The sequence below is a fragment of the Labrenzia sp. 5N genome, assembly GCF_012395805.1.
GTDB lineage: Bacteria > Pseudomonadota > Alphaproteobacteria > Rhizobiales > Stappiaceae > Roseibium > Roseibium algicola.
The window spans coordinates 23,535-42,855 of record NZ_JAAZTM010000012.1 but is presented as its reverse complement, the minus strand read 5'-3'; the positions used below and the strand labels follow the sequence as shown (position 1 = coordinate 42,855).

Genomic DNA, 19,321 nt, shown 5'->3' with positions numbered 1-19,321 from the left:
TCCCCCTTGTGGGGAGGGGTTAGGGGTGGGGGTCAACAGCGTTACCAAAAACACCCAACCCTGCCGGGAATATCACCTGTAAAGGAACGACCGCCCTTCGCCATCGAACAGATGCAGCTTTTCCGGCGGGGCCGTCAGGCGCAGCTCCGTGCCCTTTTCAACCTTGTAGATACCCGGGATCTTGGCAATGAAAGCATCGTGGCCTTCTCTCGGCGCGAAATAGAGCACTGTTGTCTCGCCGAGGGCTTCCACGATTTCGACATTCGCCGCGACCAGATAATCATCATCTTCGGTAACGCTGAGATCTTCCGGACGCACGCCCAGCTTGACGCGCGCACCCTTGTCGCTGTCGAGCGAGGCAATCGGTACATCCGCATGACCGCCATCGGACATCTGGACGGATGTCATCTGGCCGGTCGCCGTCACCTTGGCATCGACAAGGTTCATTGCCGGAGAGCCGATGAACTGGGCAACGAAGGTGTTTGCGGGACGCTCGTAAAGGTCCAGCGGCGCACCGAATTGCTCCACGTCTCCACCATGCAGCACGACAATCCGGGTCGCGAGGGTCATCGCTTCCACCTGATCGTGGGTGACGTAGATCATGGTGCTTTCCGGCATGCTCTCCTTCAGCTGTGCGATCTCGATCCGGGTGGCAACACGCAAGGCGGCATCGAGGTTCGACAACGGTTCGTCGAACAGGAATACCTTGGGATCCCGCACGATCGAGCGGCCGATGGCAACGCGCTGGCGTTGACCGCCGGACAGTGCTTTGGGCAGACGGTCGAGATAGGCGGTGAGCTGCAGCCTGTCCGCAGCCGCCCGCACCGCCTTGTCGATTTCGTCGCGCGACTTGCCCGCCAGCTTCAGGGCGAAGGCCATGTTGTCGTAGACCGTCATATGCGGATAAAGCGCATAGGACTGGAACACCATGGCGATGCCGCGCTGTGCCGGCGGCACATCGTTGACGACCACACCGTCGATCTCCAGCGTTCCGCCGGTGATCTTTTCAAGTCCTGCGATCATCCGCAGCAATGTCGACTTTCCGCACCCGGACGGACCGACGAAAACGATCAGCTCGCCTGCGTTGATCTCCATGTTGATGTTGCGCAGAACTTCGACCGATCCATAGGACTTGCTGACATTCTTCAAGGACAACGATGTCATGCCGGCTGCTCCCGATTGTTGATTTTGTTCATGTTATTTCACCGACCCGGCCAACAGGCCGCGCACGAGGTAGCGCTGCATCGCGAAGAACACGAAGAGCGGCACTGCGATGGACACAAAGGCCGCCGTCGCGAGAATTTCCCAGTTGCCGCCGCGCGTTCCCAGGAGTTCGACGATCTGGTTGGTCATGACCGTGGTCGAGCCTGTGGCATCGATCAGGAACACCTTCGCCACCAGCAGATCGTTCCAGGTCCACAGGAACTGGAAGATGGCGAAGGACGCCAGGGCCGGAAAGCTGAGCGGCAGAATGATGCGGGTGAAGATCTGGAAATCCGTCGCCCCGTCCACCTTGGCATTCTCGATGATGTCCCGCGGCAATCCGACCATGTAGTTCCTGAGCAGATAGACCGCGAGCGGCATGCCGAAGGCCGTATGGGCCAGCCAGACCCCCATATAGCCCTTGCCGATACCGACGGCGAGATGGAGCCGCAGCAGCGGAATGAGCGCCAGTTGCAACGGCACGACGAGCAGCGCCACAACGGCGGCAATCAAGAGGGCGCGGCCGGGAAATTCCATCCAGGCAAGGGCATAGGCTGCGAACGCCGCAATGACGATCGGGATGATCGTCGCCGGAATGGTGACCGTCAGCGTGTTGAAGAACGCCTTGCCCATGTTGTCCTGTCCGGTGCCGGAAAACAGGATGGTCTGGTAGTTTTCCAGCGTGAATTCCGGCGGCACGGTCGCGGTCACGAAAACACGCTGGCCACGGCCGGAGATCTGCTTGTCATTGCCCTTCCAGACATAGGACCCGTCGGCCTGGAGCGTCAGGCTTTCGCCATCGCCCATATCCGCCGTTTCACCCGCCTGGTAAGCAGACACGTCTCTGGATGAGACGCCCCACGAGCGGATCTCGCGCGGCTCACCTTCGAAGATGTTGCCGGACACGGTGAAAAGGTCTCCGTCGGCAACACGGGTCTCGTCCGGATCCGAAGTTCGGTAGACCTCGTTCTGTTCGGCCGGAAACAGCGCCGCCCACCAGCCGGAGCTGGAGATCTGGTCCGCGGTCCGGAAGGACGAGACGAACAGCCCGACGGTCGGAAACAGCCACAACAGAACGAGCGCTGCGACGGAGATCTGAACGGCCCAGGTCAGGCCGGATTTTTTCCCAGCAATACTGGCCATCACTTCATCTCCTTCCGGGCGTTGTAAACGTTCCAGACGAGGATCGGCGTGACGAGCAACATGATGATGATGGCACTCGCCGACCCCACTCCCCAATCGTTGGCACGGAAAAGCTTGTCGTACATGTAGTTGGCCAGAACCTGCGTCTCCCACTGGCCGTTGGTCATCGCGAAGACGATGTCGAACACCTTGAGCACGGTGAGTGTGATCGTGGTCCAGACCACCACGATGGTCCCCATGATCTGCGGCACCTTGATCTTGAAGAAGATCTGGAACGGATTGGCACCGTCAACGATCGCAGCTTCCACGGTTTCCTCCGGAATGCCGCGCAGGGCCGCGGACAGGATCACCATGGCAAAGCCGGTCTGAATCCAGATCAGCACCACCATCAGGAAAAAGTTGTTCCACAGCGGCAAGGTCAGCCAGGTCTGCGGTTCGCCGTAGGGCACTTCGGCCATCCAGACACCGAGCGCGGAATTCAGCGAAATCCAGATCAGCCAGATCCCGCCAACGGCGACCAGAAGGCGCAGGGGCAGAAGCCAGATCGACTTGTCCTCCCCCCGGGCGACAATGCCGCGCACGAAGGTCCAGGCCACATAGGCAACAACAACAGCGAATGCCAGCAGGAGAAGGGTCGGCAGAAGCTGAAGAAAGACAACGGAGCCGATACCACCGTCAAACTTCAGCCAGATCGCGTTCAGAACGCCGATCTGGTTCTGATCGGCGGCGCGCGTATCGTAGATCAGCTTGAAGATGACCGATGCGCCAACGAAAGAGATCGCCATCGGCATGAAGATCAGTGACTTGGCGAAGTTGCCCCATCTGATCCGGTCCGTGAGCTGGGCGACCAGCAGCCCGAAAGCCGTCGAGGCAGCCGGCACGACAATCAGCCACAGCATGTTGTTGCGCACCGCTTCCCAGAACTTCGCCTCGTTCATCATCTGGCGATAGTTGGCAAGGCCGACAAAGGCCCCTCCCTGGGAGCGGTCTGTCAGCGACAGCCGCAAGGTCTCGAAGACCGGATAGGCAAGATACAGCGTCAGCGCGAACAAGGCCGGGAACAGGAACAGCCAGGGCCGGATCATGTTGGCCCGGTTGATGTTCTTTCCTGCATTGGGGCCGCGCGCCGGAAACAGGACCTTGTCGAGAAAGACATTCGAAAAGAAGAAATAGGCAAGGCAGGCTCCAACGCCAACGACGATGGTAAAGAGCCCTAACAGTGCCGGATTGTCCGATAGCATGGCCGTTCCCTCCCATTATTGATTATGGGGAGGCACCCGGAAGACCGGGGGCTTCCTGCGTTTAGGAACTTTGTTTCTTGGACGTTTTCGCCGATCCGTCAGAAGAACGGCCAGCCTCCCTGGGGAGACCGGCCGCCTGAAGGATTACTTGAGGGCGTCCCAGCTTTTCTGGATTTCCTCGGCGACGGCTTTTGCGTCCTTGCCGCCGGTATAGTCGACCATTCCGGTCCAGAACGTGCCCGCGCCAACGGCACCCGGCATCAGGTCGGAACCATCGAAACGGAAGGTGCTGGCATTGACCAGGATCTCGCCCTGACCGCGCAGCGTGTCGTCCTTGTAGGCTGCCGGGTTGGCACCCTTGTGAGGCGTGAGGAAGCCAGTCTGGGCCATCATCACTTCATGCGAGAGCGGCAGTTCGAAGAACTTCATCAGTTCGTTGGTCGCGTCGGACGGATTGGTGATCGCCATCAGCGTGCCACCACCGAGAACCGGGCTGCCGAGATCCTTTTCCGCGTAGGCCGGGAAGTAGAAGAAGTCGACATCGGTGCCGAACTCGACGCCATCCGGGAAGAAGGCCGGCACGAAGGATGCCTGGCGGTGCAGGTAGCACTGCGGCGGCGAGGAGAAGAGACCCTTCGGGCTGTCACGGAAATCGGTGGAAGCAACGGCTCCCGCACCGCCCGCGACCTTGGCATCGTCGCGTGCGAACCAGCCGAATTCCTCGATCGCGGCAACGACACGCTCGTCGTCAAAGGGGATCTCGTTGGTGGTCCACTGGTCGTAGACGTCAGCCGGCTGCGTGCGCAGCATCAGATCCTCGACCCAGTCGGTTGCCGGCCAGCCCGTGGCAGCACCTGAACCCAGACCGATACACCAGGGTGTTTCGCCATCGGCAACGATCTGCTCGGTCAGCGCCTTCAGCTCTTCCATGGTCGTCGGCACTTCATAGCCGGCGTCCTCGAAGTTTTCCGGCACGTACCAGACAAGGCTCTTGACGTTGACGTTATAGAAGAAGCCGAACAGCTGATCCTGGCCGTCGGCATCCTTGTAGGTGCCGAGGTTCACCCAGCTTTCGCCGGCCCCGTAGTTGTTGGCGACCCAGTCAGCCATGCCTTCCGGGAGCGGCTTCAGCAGGCCGCGCGCAGCCATGTCGGCGGCAAGGCCCGGCTGCGGGAAGACAGCGATATTCGGTGCGGCGCCGGCTTCGGCATCAATCACGATCTGCTGTTCGAAGGAATCCGAACCAGTGTAAATGACTTCAGCGCCGGTAGCTTCGGTGAAATAGGCTAGCACGTTGCGGAAATAGCCGTCTTCCGGCTGCAGCCACGGGCCGGCGATCGTCACGGTCTGCCCCTTCAGGTCAGGCGCGCTCTCAGCCCATGCGTTGTAGCTGTCCCAGTTGAACGGGCCTTCGCCCGGAGCGAATTTCAGGTCGGCCGCGGATGCAGAGCCCGCGCCAAGCCCGATGGCAAGCGCCAGGCCTGCCGTGCAGGCTTTCAAACGTAGTTTCATATCTGTCCTCCCAGATTGTCCCTATGCTGGAACACTCCACCCAAGGTGGCATACCTCGCCACCTTGCAGCAATACCTACCCGTTTTTCCAGGTCGGCAATTCTACCAGAACCCTTTATCCAAACCGCTTTGGATTTGGCCCTAACCATGTCTTCAGGCTTCGGCCTTGTCAAGCGCGCAACGCGCGAATTAATGTTGCATTTCAATAACAGCCTGTTGGGAGGGCGCTTTCAAAGCGTTTTGGGCCAGAATGAGCAATGGCGTAAACCTGAAAGAACTGTCGCAACGGCTGAACCTGTCTCAGACCACGGTAAGCCGCGCACTCAACGGCTATCCGGAAGTCAGCGAAGAAACGCGCAAACGCGTAACCGAGATGGCCGACAAGCTCGGCTACGCGCCCAACAGCCAGGCACGGCGGCTTGCCACCGGCCGCGCAATGGCCATCGGCCATGTCATACCGCGCTCAATTCACGAGATGATGAACCCGATCTTTCTGGAGTTCATAGCCGGCGCCGGGGAGACCTATTCGCGCCACGGCTACGACATGATCATTTCCGTCGTCGACGATGCCAAGGAAGAAGACGCCTACCGGCAGATCGCCTCACGCAAGAAGGCCGACGGCGTGATCATTCACGGCCCCGCAAATGACGAGCGCAGGCACAGGCTTCTGAAAGAACTCAATCTGCCCTTCGTCGTTCACGGACGCATCCCGGGTGCCGAGGAAGAAACATCGTGGATCGACATGAACAACCGGCGGGCCTTCGAGCGGGCGACAAACCTGCTGCTGGACCTCGGCCACACCCGGATCGCACTGTTGAACGGTCTGGAACATATGGACTTCGCCAACCGGCGCCGGCGCGGCTTCGAGGAAGCGCTGGCAGCACGGGGCCTGACACCGGACCCGGCCTTGATGCGCAGTGCGGACATGACCGAACCCTACGGCTGCGACAATGCGATGGAGATGCTGAAGAGCGACAATCCGCCGACCGCCTTCCTGATTTCGTCCATGATATCGGCGATCGGCGTCGCCCGCGCTGTCGGCCAGTGCGGATTGAAGACAGGCAGGGACGTGTCCATCATCACCCATGATGATGCCCTGTCTTTCCTGCCCAACAGCGGCGAAGTGCCGATTTTCACCTGCACCCGCTCCTCGGTGCGCTACGCCGGGGAAAAAGCTGCCGAGCTGCTCCTGAACATGATTTCCAATCCGGCCAGCAAACCGGCTTCCCTGCATCTGGACGCGGAGCTGATCATCGGACAGTCCACCGGCCCCGCCCCCGCCGCGCCAAAATGATCAAACGTGGCTGAGACCACAGTCCTGCAGCAGATCCTTCATCCTGAGCATTCCGTTGAGACGGTGTAACCGCGCCGTCTCCGTGGCGCTGTCGGTGTCGCCGTCCCGGATCGCCTGCACAATCTTGCGATGATCGGCAGCATTTGAGGCCGGTGCCTTGTTCAGGCGCAGCAACACGGTGTTAGCCCGGTAGACCTGATCGAGAAACCCCTCGATTTCAGCTTCCAGACGCAGATTGCCGCTCGCCTTGGCCATCAGCCTGTGGAACCTGTCATCGTGAACGGCCCAGGCCTCGATATCCTGGCGTTCCAGCGCATCATCGGCCTCGTTGAGCACTTCTTCGATTTCCACGAGCGTCTCGTCGCCCGCCTTGCGGCAAGCGGTGCCTGCGGCGAGGGCTTCAAGCGCCGAAAGGATCTGGTAGATCTCGCAGATGTCCTGCAGCGAAATCGGCAGAACCTTTGCTCCCCGGCGGGGCACGAGGTCCACCAGACCGTCAGCCTCCAGCCGGATAAGCGCTTCGCGAACCGGCGTCCGGCTCATGCCCAGCCGTGTCGCGATGTCCGGTTCCGGCGCCTGAAATCCGGGCGGCAATTGCCCGTTCAGGATCTCGGTTTTCAAGCGTTCATAAGCGTTATCGACGCGAGTGGATCTGGCTTTCGTTGGCATTGCGGGATGCACCCGTTCTCCTGACGTGTCTTAAACAGTTTGCATTGTCCCGCACCTCTCGCTCGAGGCCGGAGCGGCATTTCTGATCGCTGAAGGCATTGCCCTCCGGCGCGGCCGCCCTGTTTTGGAAGCAAATAAATGCCGTATTGCTAATTATATCGATAGAATTTTATCCATCCCCATGCCCTCAGGGCACCCGGGTAGAGTCGCGACCTTCCGGATCCGCTCATTTGCTGGATTTTGCACGAATTTCGGGCTTTCTTGAGGCTGAAAAAATATTGTCAAAAATTACGGTGACTTAAGGACATGCTCCAGTTACCGAAGCGTCAAGTCAACCCTGCTGAACGCGCCTCTGCCTGAAAATGCCGTGCTTTTGGCGGCAGATGTTTACGATTTTGCCTGGCTCGGACAAAGGGCGGGTGTCGCCACGCTCTTCAGAAGCAGCTCTTCCGCTCCAATTGCACGCTGGCAAACCGGAAGCGGCACCTATGCGCCCCAAAGCCGCTTGTAAAACAGGTCAATACTGACAATAAAAGCCAGCAATTGACCGGATACTTCATGCGTAATTACAACAATACCAGATTAAACAATGAGCAATACTTGAAATACTCCGAAAAAACACAGTTTGTTATGCTTTTTAAGCTTTCATGAAATCAACCGTCGGTGGGAGCTTTTATGGAACGCGTCGCAACAGTTTTGTCTTTTGAGCATGACCATGCTCTTTTGACACTTGCGATCGCAACGTGTCTCTTCGGATGCGCCTTTTCCTTCCTGCTCCTTGCGAAGGTTGACCGCGATGCAAGCCCTGCACGGGTCATCTGGCTCATCTGGTCTGCACTCGTCGGCGCCTCGGCAATCTGGGCGGCCCAGATCATCGCCTTTTCTTCGGTAAAGCTTCCCGCGGAATCAGGGTACCGGCTTCAAACGGCTCTGCTTGCCCTGCTTGTCGTCTTTGCCGGACTCCTGTCAGGTTATGCGCTTGCTGTGCGGCGAAACATCCGGCTCGCACCGGAACTTGGCGGCATCCTCTTTGGCCTTGCCATTGCAGGAATGGGTCTGACGCTGACGACGGCCAGAGAGATCGCCGGTTTACCTGATACGAGCGAAGCCTTCGGACTTTGGACATTTCTGTTCGGAACGTGCCTTGGGGCAATTGCAATGAGTTTCGTTCCGCAGCTGCAGTCCAGACGCGCATTTGTAAGTGCAACGCTGTTCCTTTTCCTGTCAGCAGTTTCGATACACATGCCGGTGCATTCCCCGGCCACGCCCCTTCGCGAAGTCAGTTTCCCGCGCGAAATCATGCTCATGTCCGAAAGGCACATGATGGTGATGTCGCTGGTCATCTTCGGTCTATGCACCTTTGTGGCTGCAACTGGTGCGCTGCTCGACCGGTACAGGAAAAACGCGGCCAGGCGAGCCTATAAACACCTGTCGCTGCAAGATTCTCTGACACGACTTCCAAACCGGCATTTTGTGCAGAAGGCTGCGGCAGACCTTCTGGAAAAGGCCGAACTGGAGGGCAAGACATGCGCCGTCGTGCTGATCAGCCTCGACCAGTTCAAGGCCATCAACGACCTTCACGGCTACGAAGTCGGCGACACTGTCCTGTGCACCTTGGCCAATACGCTGAAAAACAACCTGAGCGACAGGGTCTTCATCTCCCGCTTCTACGGTGACGAATTTCTGGTCATCAATCCGTCGCTCGACACATTGGATGACGCCGTAGACTTCGCCCGTCTGGTTCGCTCCCTTGCCCGAAGGCCGGTTCAGTGGAATTCCTACCGCCTGTCCATCCGCTCCAGTATTGGCCTTGCCGTGTTTCCACGCGACGGCAAGGACCTGAACAAGCTGGTGCAAAGGGCAAACCTAGCTGCCAAGCAAGCGAAATCGATCGGCGGCAACCTCATCCAGCCCTATGTCACGGGCATGGAGGAAACCAATCGCTGGGAGGCGGGCCTGGCGGCTGACTTGCGCAATGCAACGCTCGAAAACCAGCTCAACCTGGTCTTCCAGAAACAGAATCTGACAAAGACTGGCGAGTTGATTGGCTACGAAGCTCTGGTCCGGTGGCGTCACGCGGAAAAAGGTCCGATTCCGCCGGAGGACTTCATTCCGATTGCCGAACGGTCAGGCATCATCCTGGATATCGGCAATTGGGTTCTCGAAGCTGCCTGCAAGGAAGCTGCCTGCTGGGAAAATCCGGTAACGCTGTCGGTCAACGCTTCCCCGCTGCAGTTCTCCCGTTGCGATTTTGCCGGTCTCGTTTCCACCGTGCTGATGAAGACAGGCCTGCCCGCAGAACGCCTGGAAGTAGAACTCACCGAATCCACCCCGATCGAGGATCACGAACGGGTTCACGAGACGATCCTCTCGCTGCGCAAAATGGGGGTGCGCGTTGCCATGGACGACTTCGGCAAGGGCTATTCCTCGCTCAACACGCTGCAAGCCTTTCCCTTCGACAAGATCAAGGTCGACAGAGCCTTTACCCAGTCGCTGGAAACCAACCCCCATGCCCGGGCAATCCTGCGCTCTGCCGTTCTGCTCGGCCATAGTTTCAAGATCCCAGTAATCGCCGAAGGTGTCGAAACGGAACGACAGCTGCAATTCCTGCAACAAGCCGGATGCCTGCAGGTGCAGGGCTTTCTATTCGGGAAACATCTACTGCCTTCGCAGATCAAAAAGTTTCACCCGAGCTTAGACCGAACGGGAAGCTGACTTATCACTGAATTCAACTTAAATTATTATCAAATTAAACCTTGATATTAATATCAATATCCCAAAAGAAGTAGCACCAAACAAAGATTACCCTAGGTAATTACTGAAAATTCTTGGCCATATTCTCTAATCTCAACTTACTTTTGATTAACTATAAAATTTTACCTTAAGGGCAGACAACAATCACGGTGCTGCAATGACGACCTTCCTTGCCCCTGCCAAACTGATGCATGGATTGAAAACCCACCTCGCCGGTCTTCTGGCAGGCGCGTCACTGATCAGCCTGTCCTTCGCCAGCGCAACTGTATCCGCCCAGTCGCTCGAAGAAGCCATGGGGTCGGCCTATGCCATCAACCCGGGCCTCAAGGCGGAACGGTCGCGTTACGAAGCGACCAACCAGGACGTCTGGACCGCCAGATCCGAGTTTCTGCCGACGGTTACCGGCACCTACCTGGGAGAACAGAACGCCTTCCGCAGCGAGCGCAGCGGCAACAGCGACAGGTCCTTCTTCCACGAGCTGGGCATCTCCATGTCCCAGACGGTGTTTCAGGGTTTCGCGGGTGTCAATCGGCTGAACCAGGCTCATGAGGAAGCAAATTCCGGTCGCAACCAGCTCATTGGCGCGGAACAGACGCTGCTGTTCAACACAGCCGATGCCTATCTGCGCGTTGTTCGCGATCGGGCGATCCTCGCTCACTTGCGGGCCTACACCAACGTGGTGCAACGGGAGGTAAACGCCGCCCGTGCCCGTTACAAGTCGGGAGACGCAACGCGCACCGATATCGAACAGGCGCTTGCCCGTCTCGGTGAAGCGCAGGGGAATTCCGACCAGGCGGTCGGCGACCTCGAAGCCTCCGAGGCTGTCTATGAGCGCCTGACCGGACAAAAGCCGGGCAAGCTCGGCTGGCCTGGCATTCCGCAGACAATCGAGCCCGCCGGTCTGGATGACGCGATCAACGTCGCGCTGCAGAACAATCCGTCCATCCGCGCCGCAACGGCAGATGCAAGGGCCGCACGTTACGCCGCACGCGCCGCAGTCGGCGACATGCTGCCGCGTGTCTCGCTGGAAAGCGAATGGCAAACCGGTTACCAGGGCAACCTTGGCAATCAGGACGAAGAAGACTTCCGCTTTGGCGTGCGCGTCACGGCCCCTTTCTTCACCGGAGGCCGCAACATTGCCGCGGTCAAACGCGCAAACTTCACGGCAGCCCAACAGGAATACGAGCTGGACGACACCCAGCAGATCATCCGCGAGAACGTTGTCCGTGCCATGAAGCAGCGGGCTGCCTCAAGGCTGAAGGTCAAGGCGGTAAAGCGCGCGATTGAGGCCAACCAGCGTGCGGTCAAGGGCCTGCAGGTGGAATTCGACAGCGGTCAGCGGTCCCTGCTCGATGTTCTGGACGGCGAGCGCGAACTTCTTCTCAGCAAGGTCGATCACGTCCGGGCGCGCTATGACAGCCGCATTGCAGACTTTTTCCTGCTGGCCAACATTGGCCGGCTGGCGCCGCAGCATTTCGGGATCATCGAGGAACGGCCGGCACCGGTCCCGCGCCTCATGCCAGAGTTCAATACCTGGGACCTGCGCCTTGGACCGTCGGAGAACGATGTCTTCCAGTCGACCGTCGTCGAGGTCGTGACCAGCGACACCGTCTTTATCGAGACAGAACCACTGCCTCCGATTCAATAACCGGCAACACAAAAAGCGGGCGTAACAAGCCCGCTTTTTTTCATTCCTTCTGATCAGTACTGAACGCCTTCCAGATCCGTGAAGTCGATGCGTCCGCCATCGGCAAACTCGATGTAGCCCCCCGAATCCTGCGAAAGGGTGATCTCGCTCGCCGCTGCATCGATGCTCTCGATGGAACCTTCCGTCATGGTGATGGACCAGTCGACACCATAGGTTCCGATATCGGTGCCATCGGCGGCCTTGCTCAGATCGACGATATCGATCCAGCTCTCGCCGGCGCCGCCGTAAATGCTGTCATGCCCGTCGCCGAGCATGTAGGCGAACAGATCCGACCCGTCGCCACCGGAAAGAACGTCGTCGCCCGCGCCACCCCGGATCACATCGTCACCAGCCCCGCCATAGATGAGGTCGTTGCCCCCCTGACCCAGCAGGATGTCATTTCCGCCAAGTCCGGAAATGCTGTCCACGAAACCACCCCCAACAATCGTATCGGCACCACTGGTCCCAACCTCGCACAGGGGCACATCATCAAAGTCGACCACATCCAGGGTAATTGTCTCGGTATCCGACAAGCCTCCGCTGTCCGTCGCGGTAACGTCTATCGTGATGCTTTGCTCCGTTTCGTAGTCGACTGCCGCATCATCCTTCAGTTTCAGCAGATAGCTGTCGCCATCGCTCACGACTTCAAACCGATCATCCGACACCGTGAAGGTGTGCGTGTCGCCGATATCGGGATCTACTACCGAAAGTTCGACAAGTTCGACACCTGCCTGGTTTTCTGGAACGTGATATTCGTTGCCCGTACAGTCGTCGTCGTGGCCGTGATACGTCTGACCATGGACACCGTCATCTTCATGATAGTGCCCCGTTTCCCCGTCCTTGATATGTCCCCAATGGCCATCATGATGATCGTCCCAGTGCTTGTTGCCCTGGTCCGGCCGGTAGATCGCGTTGCCGACGATCAGATCAGGCGGCGAGTTCTCAGTTACACCCGAAGTCACCGTCACGGGGAAAACCGCGCTCGACTGGGATCCATCACTTGATGTGGCGGTGATCGTCACGTCGATGGTCTCGCCTGCAACCAGCGTTGCACCACTGGCAAGGGTCACCACACCGGTGTCTGCGTCGATATCAAACCGGCTGTCGTCGATGGAATAGGTCACAGTGTCTCCGGCGTCGGCATCTTCCGCGAATGCCGTCAGGCCGATCACCATTCCGGCCGCAGCTGTCGCCACAACCAGATTCTGGGCCGTATCGGCATCCCTGACAGGCCCGACCGGCTCATTGTCGTCGGCAGGCCCTTCCGGCTCCACGTCGATGACGTCGATCACAATGGTTTCCGTGTCCGACAGCCCGCCGCTATCGGTAACGGTAACCTCAACGGTCACCTGGGTCTCGGTCTCATAATCGAGCGCCACACCGTCCTTCAGTTTGAGAATGTTCTCACCGTTGATCGATATGACCTCGAAGCGACTATCGGAAACCGTGAAGCTGTGCGTATCGCCGACATCGGGATCGAATACCGACAAGGTACCGATTTCCGCCCCCGGATCTTCTTCATAGACCGCGGCACGAGCAGTGGTTTCGAAAGTTGTCTGGTCAAAGACGACGTCGTCGAAATCCTCGTCACCCCCGCCGGCAATGTCCTCAAAGCCGATCCTGATGCCGCTTTCCACCGTGTAGTCGTATCCATCCGGATTGAGTGACCCGTTACCGGAGAAAAGAACATTGGCCTCGGCCCCGACCAGCAGCGTCCCGTCGGGTCCGACGGCCTGCCAGTTCCCCTGCCCGTCTTTCTGGAACGTCACCTTGTCACCGGCAAGAAGACCATTGTTCGTGTCTGCACCATCCGGGATCAGGAAATAGCCGATTTCGCTCGCTTCGACGCCTTCCAGATAGAGGGTCGCCGTATCGCCCGGTGTCAATTGGTTCTGGTTGACCCAGACGATTTCGCCAGCCACGGGATTGCCGTTGCCATCCACGTAGAAGACACCCAGCACATTGCTGTGGCCGGCGTATTCCTCGACAAAGGTCAGTGTCACGGAAACACCCGGCCCAAGTTCGGGATCGAAGTCGAGGTCCGGCGCCTCATTGGCATCGGCAATCGCAATCGTGAAGGTTTCAGTTGAGACTGATCCGTCAGTCGAAGTAGCCGTCACCAGAACATCGATTTCCGGTTCGGTTTCCTTGTCGAAGCTTGCCCCACTGGCGACGGTGATCACCCCCGACACCGGGTCGATCTCGAAGCGCGCATCACCGCTGAGCTGATACGTCACGCTGTCGCCTGCATCCGGATCGTTTGCAAAGGCAGTCAGACCCACGACGGCACCTGCAGCGGCGTTTTCAAGAACCTGGTTTGCGCTGGCATCAATGTCGGTGAGTGGACCGATGGGAGAATTGGTGTCATCGATATCGATCACGTCGATCACCACGATCTCCGTGTCGGAAAGACCGCCTTGGTCGGTTGCCGTCACCTCAAGGGTCACCTGAGTCTCGGTTTCATAATCGAAAGCCTGATCGTCTTTCAATTTGAGCAGGTATCTGTCGCCGGATACGACCACCTCAAACCGGTCGTCCGAAACCGTGAATGTATGCGTATCGCCCACATCCGGATCGAATACTGACAAGGGTGCAATCTCTGCGCCGTAATATTCCTCGACGACCGCAGTGCGGTTGTCGGAAACGATGGACACACTGTCGATCAGCGCACCACCCAGGTTATCGGAACCGATCTCAACGAATGTCAGCGTATTGGAGCCGTCGCCGGATCCGCCAACGATGTCATAGGCATAGGCCTGCCAGCCCGTTCCCGTTGTGGCCGGGTCGATCGTGTCGATCAACTCGCCGTTCCAATAGACCTCGGCGACACTTTCCCCCACGCCGCCGCGCGACTTCATGTCGAATGTCAGATGATAGACCTGACCATCAAGCTGCCCCTCTATTTGCTGAGAAGCCCAGCCATTGTTCATGGCGGCAAGGTCCAGATGATGACCGCCGTCTGTCGCGCCGTAACTATTGTGCCCCGCCTCATGCACATCGACGTTGTCGTAGGTCCAACCCTCGATCGAAGTTGGATTTTCGTACCAGCCGGACCCGGCTGGTCCGCCGTGAACCCCGTCATAGATTTCGAAGCTGCCGTTGACGACAAACTGTTCTGAGCCGTTTTCCAGATGAACGATCAGATCCGGTGCTTCATTGTTATCTGTCACGGCCACGGTGAAGGTCTTAGTTGAGGAAGAGCCATCCGTTGACGTTGCGGTGACAGTCATCTCGATGGAAGGTTCTGTTTCCGCATCGAATGTCGCGCCATCCTTTACGGTGATGACACCTGTGTCCGGATCGATCTCGAACCTGTCGTCACCAGTCAGCTGGTAGGTGACACTGTCCGCCGGATCAGGATCCTCGGCGAAGGCAGTGATCCCGGCAAATTCGCCGCCATTGGCGGTCTCTGAAATGCTGTTGGCTGCCGGGTCGATGTCGTTCACCGGTCCAATATCGAACTCGTTCTCGTCGCCCACCGTGACCCGGAAGGTCCCGGTCGAAGTCGAGCCATCTGTCGACGTCGCTGTGACCTCGATATCGATATAGGGGGTTGTCTCGCGGTCAATCACGGCACCATCGGCAACGGTAATCACACCCGTATCCGGGTCGATCTCGAACCGACCATCGGTGATGGAATAGGAAACCGAGTCCGTTGCATCCGGATCCTCGGCAAACGCCGTCACACCGACAACCGTGCCACCGGCAGAATTCTCCTGGACGAAGTTGTCGGCACCATCAACGTCCGTCACCGGTCCAATGTCGAACTCGTTCTCGTCTCCCACCGTGACCCGGAAGATACCGGTCGAGGTTGACCCATCTGTCGAGGTGGCAGTGACCTCGATATCGATAAAAGGCGTCGTCTCGCGATCGAGCACCGCGCCATCAGCAACGGTGATAACGCCCGTATCCGGGTCGATCTCGAACCGACTATCGGTGATGGAATAGGTGACCGTGTCGGTCGCATCCGGATCCTCGGCGAACGCCGTCACACCGACAACCGTGCCACCGGCAGAATTCTCCTGGACGAAGTTGTCGGCTCCGTCCACATCCGTCACCGGGCCAATGTCGAACTCGTTCTCGTCGCCCACCGTGACCCGGAAGGTACCGGTCGAAGTCGATCCATCCGTGGACGTCGCCGTCACTTCAATATCGATAAAAGGCGTCGTCTCGCGGTCGATCACCGCGCCATCGGCAACGGTAATCACGCCCGTATCCGGGTCGATCTCGAACCGGCTGTCTGTGATGGAATAGGTGACCGTGTCGGTCGCATCCGGATCCTCGGCAAACGCCGTCACACCGACAACCGTGCCACCGGCAGAGTTCTCCTGGACGAAGTTGTCGGCACCATCAACGTCCGTCACCGGGCCGATATCGAACTCGTTCTCGTCGCCCACCGTGACCCGGAAGATGCCGGTCGAGGTTGACCCATCCGTTGACGTCGCCGTCACCTCGATGTCGATATAGGGGGTTGTCTCGCGGTCAATCACCGCGCCATCGGCAACGGTAATGACGCCCGTATCCGGGTCGATATCGAAGCGGCTGTCTGTGATGGAATAGGTGACCGTGTCCGTTGCATCCGGGTCTTCAGCAAACGCCGTCACGCCGACGACTGTACCACCAGCGGAGTTCTCCTGAACGAAGTTGTCGGCACCATCGACGTCCGTCACCGGGCCAATGTCGAACTCGTTCTCGTCGCCCACCGTGACCCGGAAGGTCCCGGTCGAAGTCGAGCCATCTGTCGAGGTGGCAGTGACTTCAATATCGATATAGGGGGTTGTCTCGCGGTCAATCACCGCGCCATCGGCAACGGTAATCACGCCCGTATCCGGGTCGATATCGAAGCGGCTGTCTGTGATGGAATAGGTGACCGTGTCCGTTGCATCCGGGTCTTCAGCAAACGCCGTCACGCCGACGACTGTACCACCAGCGGAGTTCTCCTGAACGAAGTTGTCGGCACCATCGACGTCCGTCACCGGGCCAATGTCGAACTCGTTCTCGTCGCCCACCGTGACCCGGAAGGTCCCGGTCGAAGTCGAGCCATCTGTCGAGGTGGCAGTGACTTCAATATCGATATAGGGGGTTGTCTCGCGGTCAATCACCGCGCCATCGGCAACGGTAATGACGCCCGTATCCGGGTCGATATCGAAGCGGCTGTCTGTGATGGAATAGGTGACCGTGTCGGTCGCATCCGGATCATTCGCAAAGGCGACTACGCCGACAACGGTACCTCCTGCGGCGTTTTCCGTTACAAAATTGTCGGTGCTGTCGACGTCCTCAACAGGGCCGACCCCGGTGTTTCCAGCATCGCCGCCTTCACCAGCACCTCCGCCTCCGCCGCTGGTTCCGTCACCAACCTGGGAGCCCGATAACTGAATGCCATCGCCGCCCAGATCGAATTGAGACAACGTCGGGTCGAGTCCACGCGCTTCCGGAACGGCACCGTCGCCAAGGCCGCCGTCTTCGTTTGGACCACCATCGGCGGTTTCGGCCACTTCGGAACCGCCGTCCGGCAGTAGCGTGTCACCGGTTCCAGCTCCGCCCAATCCCTGACCCAGCCCCCCATGCGCACCCTGGCCGTCTGTGCCGCCGTCGCCGCCAAGTCCCTCGGCATCCTGGGTTGAAGCACCAGATCCTCGATCTTCGAGAGGCACAGCCTGATAAAGGTTCGCCAAGGTTGCTTCACCGGTATCTTCCGGTTCCACGGACAGGGAATAATCATTGCCACCGGCCGGGCGGTAGGGATCGCCTGCTTGAGCCTCCATGCGTGCAGGCGACGGTTCTGATCCGCCGTTGGACTTTGCTGCGTTCTCCGTTGAAGAAGAAACGCCCGGCTTGCCTGCGTTCGCTGAAGTATCGGTATCGGCCATGACTTGCACGTGCTCCGTTAAAACCTGACATCATCACACGCAGGGTTATCTTAATAAAAACCAACCTCATTCTTCGAATTACATGTACAACTTGAGATAAATTTAGAATTTGTGGTATTTTTGGTAAACGGTTTTGAAACAATTACGCGCCTTAATGTATTCAAGGAGGCGCTTACTATGGCATCTTTTATCACTGATACTTTTTCCAGTATCAAACTGCCGCAAATGGAGTTTTTTTCCTCCGAAACCGGAGAAAAAGTATCAACACCGAAACTCCCGCGCTCGGTGGTAACCGCTTCCATCCTGATCAATATCCTCGGTCTGGCGATGCCACTGACCATCTTGCAGGTCTATGACCGGATTCTGCCGAACAAGTCGACCGACACGCTCGTCATCCTGATCGCAGGACTGGGTTTCGTTCTGGTGATCGATGCAGTTCTGAAAACGACACGTTCGTATCTGACGGGCTGGCTTGCAGCCTCTTTCACCCACCAGGCCAATGTCGAAGCAGCCAGACGTCTTCTGCACTCCAGAGCGGACATCAACTCTGAGGCGACAGTCACCAAACACCTGGACTCGCTGCGCTCGCTGCAAGCAATGGGTGACCATTACGGTGGTCAGGCCCGCCTCCTGGCAATCGACCTTCCCGCCAGCCTCCTCTTTCTTGCCGTCCTGTTTCTTATCGGGGGGCCGATCGGCTTCGTGCCGCTTGTTCTCCTGGCCTTGTTTGCCCTGAGAACCGCCGCTCTAAATACAAGGATCGACAGCCTGATCGAAAAACGCGCAGAGCAGGATCAGCGCAAATACGATTTCATCTTCGAGGTTCTGTCTGGCATCAACACCATCAAGGCGATGGCCTTCGAGCCCGTCATCCTGCGAAGGTTTGAACGCCTGCAGACGCAAAATTCTCGCCTTGGCTACGACTATATCGATCTCACCAACCGGGCACGGAATTCCTCCGGGTTCTTCACCGTCCTCACAACGGTCTGCGTGGTGTCGGCCGGGGCCCTCATGGTCATGTCCGGGTTCATCAGTGTCGGGGCGGTTGCGGCCTGCACCCTGCTGGCAGGTCAGGTCGTGCAGCCCCTGCTGCGCGGCATCAACCACTGGACGGACATGCAGCGGGTCAAACATGATTTCCGCGAAGCGCGCGCCCTGTTCGATTTGCCAAAGGAAGAGCGATCAGGAAACAGGAACCTGACAATTGTCGGCAACATCAAGCTGCAAAATGCCAGCTTCGCCGCGCGCAGCGATGCGATCGTGCCTGTCCAGAATCTGAGCCTGACGATCAATGCCGGAGAAACCGTTGCCTTTGAGGGCAGCGACGGCAGCGGCCGAACGACGCTTGCTCGCCTGATTTCCGGTGATATCGAACCGACCTCCGGCAAGGTCATGATAGACGGACAGGATTTGTACGGTGTCGACCACCGGTATCTGTGCCGGCACATCGCCTACGTCAGCAACGACGCCCAGATGTTCGCCGGCACGATCCTGCAGAACCTGACTCTCTTCGGATCTCGCGCGAGCCCGCAAAAAGCCCGATTGGCGGCGGACCTGATCGGCCTTGAAAAGGATATTCACCTGCTGCCGTTGGGCTACGACACAATGCTCGGCAACGCGATTGAAGAAAATCTCACCGACAGCATGGTACAGCGCATTGCCATTGCTCGCGCGCTCGCAGGCGAACCGAAGATCCTTATCCTCAACGATGCCAACGGCGCTCTCGACCACAAGAGCGAAGCCCAGCTCGTTGAAGCGTTGAAGCGGCTCAAAGGCCAGTTGACGACGTTGATCGTCAGCCACCGCCCTTCTTTCCGCGCCATTGCCGACAAGCAGTTTCTGATGGAGCACGGCCGGATTAGCGCCTTGCCGGACACGCCGAACACCCCTCGATACAAATTGCGGCGGCGCGAGCCAGCCGACACCAAAAAGCAGGCTTAGGAGCTGAA

Annotated in this window: 10 protein-coding genes; 4 read left to right on the top strand and 6 right to left on the bottom strand. The window is 58.4% G+C overall.

Annotated features, from left to right (window positions below):
* Nucleotides 1–72 precede the first annotated feature (72 nt).
* The 4 genes from ugpC to HEP89_RS12565 all read right to left on the bottom strand — a co-directional run bounded on the left by ugpC (nucleotide 73) and on the right by HEP89_RS12565 (nucleotide 5,099).
* Nucleotides 73–1,164 (bottom strand): sn-glycerol-3-phosphate ABC transporter ATP-binding protein UgpC, encoded by a 1,092-nt coding sequence (ugpC, locus tag HEP89_RS12580; protein ID WP_168692166.1) that lies wholly within the window; start codon nucleotides 1,162–1,164, stop codon nucleotides 73–75.
* 33 nt (nucleotides 1,165–1,197) lie between these two features.
* Nucleotides 1,198–2,346 carry a carbohydrate ABC transporter permease gene (locus tag HEP89_RS12575; protein ID WP_077291815.1) on the bottom strand — a complete coding sequence of 383 codons (1,149 nt, stop codon included), beginning with the start codon at nucleotides 2,344–2,346 and terminating at the stop codon, nucleotides 1,198–1,200.
* Nucleotides 2,346–3,587: a sugar ABC transporter permease gene (locus tag HEP89_RS12570; RefSeq protein ID WP_168692165.1), complete on the bottom strand. Its 1,242-nt coding sequence runs from the start codon at nucleotides 3,585–3,587 to the stop codon at nucleotides 2,346–2,348. The genes HEP89_RS12575 and HEP89_RS12570 overlap by 1 nt, the downstream gene beginning before the upstream one ends.
* Before the next feature lie 144 nt (nucleotides 3,588–3,731).
* Nucleotides 3,732–5,099: an ABC transporter substrate-binding protein gene (locus HEP89_RS12565; RefSeq protein WP_023001179.1), complete on the bottom strand. Its 1,368-nt coding sequence runs from the start codon at nucleotides 5,097–5,099 to the stop codon at nucleotides 3,732–3,734.
* 249 nt (nucleotides 5,100–5,348) lie between these two features.
* Here HEP89_RS12565 and HEP89_RS12560 point away from each other — a divergent pair, with 249 nt between their 5' ends.
* Nucleotides 5,349–6,392, top strand: coding sequence for a substrate-binding domain-containing protein (locus tag HEP89_RS12560; RefSeq protein ID WP_023001178.1), 1,044 nt, complete (start codon nucleotides 5,349–5,351; stop codon nucleotides 6,390–6,392).
* Here HEP89_RS12560 and HEP89_RS12555 read toward each other — a convergent pair whose 3' ends face one another.
* Complete coding sequence (locus tag HEP89_RS12555) at nucleotides 6,393–7,061, bottom strand: GntR family transcriptional regulator (protein ID WP_168692164.1); 669 nt, start codon at nucleotides 7,059–7,061, stop codon at nucleotides 6,393–6,395.
* Between the two features lie 675 nt (nucleotides 7,062–7,736).
* Here HEP89_RS12555 and HEP89_RS12550 point away from each other — a divergent pair.
* Nucleotides 7,737–9,776, top strand: coding sequence for an EAL domain-containing protein (locus HEP89_RS12550; protein WP_168692163.1), 2,040 nt, complete (start codon nucleotides 7,737–7,739; stop codon nucleotides 9,774–9,776).
* Between the two features lie 196 nt (nucleotides 9,777–9,972).
* Entirely contained in the window at nucleotides 9,973–11,463 is a 1,491-nt protein-coding gene (locus HEP89_RS12545; RefSeq protein ID WP_209014647.1) for a TolC family outer membrane protein, read from the top strand.
* 53 nt (nucleotides 11,464–11,516) lie between these two features.
* Here HEP89_RS12545 and HEP89_RS12540 read toward each other — a convergent pair whose 3' ends face one another.
* A complete protein-coding gene (locus HEP89_RS12540; RefSeq protein WP_168692162.1) occupies nucleotides 11,517–17,372 on the bottom strand; it encodes a cadherin domain-containing protein in 5,856 nt (1,951 codons plus the stop codon).
* Nucleotides 17,373–17,549: 177 nt separating this feature from the next.
* On the opposite strand from HEP89_RS12540, the gene HEP89_RS12535 reads away from it, so the two are divergent.
* Nucleotides 17,550–19,313: an ATP-binding cassette domain-containing protein gene (locus HEP89_RS12535; RefSeq protein WP_168692161.1), complete on the top strand. Its 1,764-nt coding sequence runs from the start codon at nucleotides 17,550–17,552 to the stop codon at nucleotides 19,311–19,313.
* Nucleotides 19,314–19,321: the final 8 nt, after the last annotated feature.